At 43.7% G+C, this 3526-nt stretch carries 4 protein-coding genes and 1 pseudogene; all 5 read right to left on the minus strand.

Features of this window, described 5'->3' with window-relative positions:
- Positions 1–1164 (minus strand): annotated as a pseudogene (locus tag F6K20_RS29520) (vWA domain-containing protein); the annotation flags it as partial.
- A gap of 15 nt (positions 1165–1179) precedes the next feature.
- On the minus strand, positions 1180–1329 hold the full coding sequence (locus F6K20_RS29525) for a hypothetical protein (RefSeq protein WP_154659747.1): 150 nt from the start codon (positions 1327–1329) through the stop codon (positions 1180–1182).
- 139 nt (positions 1330–1468) lie between these two features.
- Positions 1469–1840 (minus strand): hypothetical protein, encoded by a 372-nt coding sequence (locus tag F6K20_RS29530; protein ID WP_287265650.1) that lies wholly within the window; start codon positions 1838–1840, stop codon positions 1469–1471.
- 144 nt (positions 1841–1984) lie between these two features.
- Entirely contained in the window at positions 1985–2212 is a 228-nt protein-coding gene (locus tag F6K20_RS29535) for a hypothetical protein (protein WP_131826922.1), read from the minus strand.
- A gap of 73 nt (positions 2213–2285) precedes the next feature.
- Positions 2286–3526, minus strand: a 1241-nt coding sequence (locus F6K20_RS29540; RefSeq protein ID WP_287297072.1) for a vWA domain-containing protein, incomplete at its 5' end; no start/stop codon positions are given.

Here is a 3526-nt window from a genome sequence, read left to right on the forward strand (position 1 = left end):
CTTCGGGATTACTATCAGCCAGTCTGGTAGCTTGAGTTACTAGCTGAGAAATATTGCACTGTTGTACATAACCCATTACTTCTGGGTCTACTTGTGCCGCTCCGCTCTGACAGGAACAAATTGAACTACCACATTTTGAGGTGGCAGCTCACCTCGGCGATTTTGTCCTGGAATATCGTAGGTTAAACCAAGTTGAGCAATACGTACACGGGAGCTGCTGTGACTGTCGATGGTGAATTCCAGAATAAAGACTGTTTCATCATTGGCCATGGCGGTGCCAATCAGATAGGGGTATTGAATCAGGGGAAATTCCGCTTGGTCAGGGTAAGCCCGGACAACACGGGTGAGTTTTACCCCCTTAACTGTCTTGGCAGTAAGGGTAAGGTTATTAATAACTTCCTGTTGGGCTTGGCTAAATTCTCTAAACAGGATTTGGGGTAAGTCCCTAATAGCAACATCAGTACCTGTGGCATCTCCTGAAACGATATGGTGAAGGTGACCAGCGGTAGTATCGCTGAGGTTGATCAGTAAATCTTCATTGTAGTCACCAACTCCCAAGGCTGTAATGGGGATACCGTTTTCCGAAAATTGTTTCGCGAGTTCCCGACATTCTTCTTCATCAAAAGCTTGACCATCAGTAAAGATTAAAGCATGACGACTGGTCATGGTTTGACCGGAGAGCATAGTCAGGGTCTGCTCCATCCCTTCTCCCATGCAGGTGCCACCACTGTAGTTACGGAGTTTCTCAATCCCTGCTTCTAACTGGCTGGTTTCAGTTGCTGGTGTTAGTCCAACAATAGTAGAGGCTTGGTCGTCAAATTGGATAATGGCAATGCGATCGCTTCCACCTAACTGGTTAGAGCGCACTAAATTTAACAGTGACTCAATCACAATATCGATCTTGGTTTTACCACCTATCACTTCCTCATAGTCGTTTCCATCCTGTGTGTAAACTCTACCTGTAGGTTTTGTGTCCCCTTCCACCACTTCATACATGGAACCACTGGTATCGATCACAAAAGCAAAACTAGTTGAGGGTAGCTCGACTGCTACTTCTTTGGTCGGTCGCAGTTTCAACATCACAAATAGTTTCTGGTCTGGGGTATCCGCAGGCAGAAATTCACGATGAGGAGTAATTGTTACATATAGGGGTGGATTACTCATTGTTGTATAGGGTTTTTATTTGAGTTGTGAACATAGGATTGAACTAAAAAGGGAACCGGGAATCGGGAATCGGGAATCGGGAATCGGGAATCGGGAATCGGGAATCGGGAATCGGGAATCGGGAATCGGGAATCGGGAACCGGGAAAAAATTCTATGTACCTCATAGTTATTAAAAACGCTGTCTAAATCTAGAGATAATAAATGAATTAATTGTGATAATTTTTGATGCCATATTCTTGACTTCCTACTCCCTACTCCCTACTCCCTACTCCCTGTTCCCTGTTCCCTACTTCTACAATAATTCTAATTAAAATTCAACGGCGGTAACATTCCTGAAATAGGTTCTATCCCAGACAAATCTGGGTAAATTGGATGGGGTATTTCTTGATTACCGGCTTCTTTCATCTGACTAATCAGTAAAGGTAAAGCCATAGTAATTGAACTGTCTCTAAAGCCTTCTTCTATGTCTTTTATCCAGGTTTCTATGATTTTATTAAGGTTATCATCATTAATTTTGTATAGGCTTTGCTCTTGAAACCAATTTCTCAGTTTTTCTCGCTCTGATTTAGTGAAAAATAAATCGGGATTATCTTCCTGGCTTTTGTCTAAATTAATGGCATAGCTGTATTCATCTTCTATATTATTTATATGGAGAATGAATGTATAGTTTACCATTTTATAGGAGTTATCGATTGGGTTTTTTTTTAGGGAATCGGGAATCGGGAATCGGGAATCGGGAATCGGGAATCGGGAATCGGGAATCGGGAATCGGGAATCGGGAATCGGGAAACAAGATTGTTTGGCTCCTTCCAGATAGGGTTAGTAATTATAATGGTGTAGTTGTGAACTAGACCAGGAAGAAAACTCTACCGCTTGTGCTGGAGATGATGCGTTCGCGAAGCGGTTCCGAAGGAACATCGCGCCCAATTTCCCACACTCGCCACCAAGACCTGTAATACCAATCCGTGTCGGAATTGTGAGAATTTTTGTTACCTTTTCCCGACTCCCGACTGCCGACTCCCGACTCCCTCGGTGCGCTTTCCGCATCTAATTATTAAATTCGCCACGGGTCGCACCGCTCCCGACTCCCGACTCCCGACTCCCTGTTCTCTTTGATATATTAATCTTCAAGTTCCTCTCGCTTTAGATATTGTCCCCATAAGTAAAATGGCACTGCACCTCCAACTCCCATGACCACGAAAGTACCCAGAAACATGGTCAGTCTGATCGGTAAAGGAAGTGACCATCCAAAGGAGGTAATTCTGTAAGGTTTAGGTTCAGAGCGTTCTGTGGAAACATGTCGGGAATCAACTTTAACCTGAACCTGATGCCTTTCCGCCCGTATCGGGTTGGGGTCATTGTAGGTGATTTCATACTCACCGAGCAGAGCATCAAGGAATACTTTCAAGGACTTGCCAAGAGCCTGAGCATCCCCCGAAATTTTACAAATTCCTCCCGTAATCCTGGAAATTTCGTCTATGCGATCGCGGTCTACAAACTCTTCTTCTGGTACTTTGTTTGGTGGCAATTTTTTCTTGCCACCCTCAGTATAAAAAACGTCTTCCCTTGTTGCTTCTTGTTTAGAAAAGCCATTGTTTTTATACTTCTCGGCTAACTCTCGAGGTTTTAAGCCATACCCCAAAGTATGCACAATAATATTATCATTGACTTTGATCAGTCTCTTGAGTGTTTCAAATTCCTGCTCTTCTGCTTCTTTGGTTGCCGATGTACTGTGATAACCATCAGATAGAAGAATAATCGAAAGCCGGGGCTGTTGAGGCTGAGGTTGCCAGAATTTCTCTTTTTTCGGATAGAAGCGAGGGTCACCTCTTTGCTCACTTAAGAAATTTACTGCTTCAGTAAGGGGTTTGTAGACATTAGTGGCAGCACAGGGTTTTTTACTGGCAAGCTCACCAAGATAGTTTTGGAGTTCGGAGTCTCCTACAGGAAAAAATTTATTGAGTGTGGCTTGATTAACAGGATAGCCACCCTTGGGGCAATTTTTGGGATGGGGTTCACCAAAGGGAACAATTGCTACTTGAGTATGACTACTGCGATCTGCTGTATTTTTGATAAATTCTCGCATCGCTGCAGTGGCTCCCTCCAGTTTGCTTTGGCTAGAGCCTGGTTTATCGGGCTTGGCCATACTGCCACTCATGTCCAGTAGGAAGATAATCCAGGCCGAAGGCTGCTCAGCTTTTGTCGGATTTTTCCAATGCTTGGGCTTAAAGGTAACTTTATCATTATTTACATAGACCTGGAAATTTTCATCGGTGAGGTTGGTGACAGGTTGGTCATATTCATTTTTGACTTGGATGCGAATTTTGACCTGTTCATCCTCAACGGTGGCATTAAGGATTT

Origin of the sequence: Moorena sp. SIO2C4 (assembly GCF_010672485.1) — a bacterium.
In the GTDB taxonomy this organism is placed as follows: Bacteria; Cyanobacteriota; Cyanobacteriia; order Cyanobacteriales; family Coleofasciculaceae; genus Moorena; species Moorena producens.

Coding starts and splice junctions, on each gene's coding strand:
- F6K20_RS29525 (WP_154659747.1), bottom strand. CDS start 1,329: ATGAGGTACATAGAATTTTTTCCCGGTTCCCGATTCCCGATTCCCGAT.
- F6K20_RS29530 (WP_287265650.1), bottom strand. CDS start 1,840: ATGGTAAACTATACATTCATTCTCCATATAAATAATATAGAAGATGAA.
- F6K20_RS29535 (WP_131826922.1), bottom strand. CDS start 2,212: ATGCGGAAAGCGCACCGAGGGAGTCGGGAGTCGGCAGTCGGGAGTCGG.